This window comes from Saccharopolyspora sp. NPDC045941, from assembly GCF_056431445.1.
Genome location: NZ_JBWKKU010000165.1, coordinates 1 through 1,397 on the forward strand (window position 1 = coordinate 1; position 1,397 = coordinate 1,397).

Annotated in this window: 1 protein-coding gene; it reads left to right on the top strand. The window is 61.3% G+C overall.

Annotated elements, in window-relative coordinates:
• Positions 1–63 precede the first annotated feature (63 nt).
• Positions 64–1,347 carry an IS256 family transposase gene (locus tag AC07FN_RS45890; RefSeq protein ID WP_478401383.1) on the top strand — a complete coding sequence of 428 codons (1,284 nt, stop codon included), beginning with the start codon at positions 64–66 and terminating at the stop codon, positions 1,345–1,347.
• The last annotated feature ends 50 nt before the right edge of the window (positions 1,348–1,397 follow it).

Here is a 1,397-nt window from a genome sequence, read left to right on the forward strand (position 1 = left end):
ACCGTGTAAGCCGCGGATGAGCCAAGATCGGGAGGGCGCCGTCCTCCCAGAAAGGGTTCATTCGTGACGCAGGACACATCGAATTCGGAGTCCGAGTCGAGCGCGGGCGAGATCCTCGCCGGCGCACTGTCGCCGGAAACGCTGGACGCACTGGTGAAAGACGCCCAGGCGAATGGCGGTTCGCTGGGCGTTCAGGAACTGCTCAACCAGATGACCAAGGCGGTACTGGAACGGGCGCTGGAAACAGAGATGACCCACCACCTCGGCTACGAGAAAGGCGACCCCGCCGGGGCGGGAACCGGGAATTCGCGGAATGGCCGATCAGCAAAAACAGTGTCCACTGTGCACGGCCCGGTCGAGCTGGATGTTCCACGGGACCGAAATGGGGCGTTCGAGCCGGCGATCGTACCGAAACGCTCCCGCCGGCTCGGCAGTATCGACGAGGCGATCCTGTCGCTGTACTCGCGGGGCATGACCACTCGTGATATCGAGGCGCACCTGAAAGAGATCTACGGGATCGACGCCTCCCGTGAATTGATCTCGAACATCACCGATGTGGTCACCGATGAAATCACGCTATGGCAAAACCGTCCCGTCGACGAGGTCTATCCGATCGTGTACGTCGACGGAATCCGCATCAAGGTCAAGGACAAGGGTGTCGTCACCACCAAGACCGCCTACCTGGCCCTGGGTGTCGATGTCGACGGCCGCAAGCACGCCCTGGGCTGCTGGATCCAGGACGTCGAAGCGGCGAAGTTCTGGCACAAAGTCCTCACCGACCTGCGCAACCGCGGACTGCGGGACATCCTGATCGCCTGCTGCGATGGGCTTACCGGACTACCCGACGCGATCCGCGCCGTGTTTCCCGACACCGTCGTGCAAACCTGTGTCGTCCACGTGATCCGAAACGCGATGCGATTCGTCTCCTACGGCGACCGCAGGAAAGTCGCGGCCGGCATGCGCGCGATCTACACCGCACCCACCCTGGAGGCCGCTGAGATCGCGTTCAAGGACTTCGACAAGCAATTCGGCACCCAATACCCGGCCGCCGTCGAGGTGTGGCGACACGCCTGGAACGACTTCACCCCATTTCTCGACTATCCGCCCGAGCTGCGCCGGGTGGTGTACACGACGAACCTCATCGAGAACATCAACTTCCAACTCCGGAAACTCACAAAAAACCGCGGCCACTTCGACAGCGACACCGCCGCGATGAAACTCCTCTACCTTGGACTACGCAACATCACTAGCCACCGCGGCGGGCCATCCGGAACCGGAACATGGGGCTGGAAACAAGCACTCAACACCCTCGTCGTCCTCTTCCCAGGACGCATCCCACTCAGCTAAAATGATCGAGTCAATTCATCCGTGGCTTACACGGAAACAATGACAGGGCC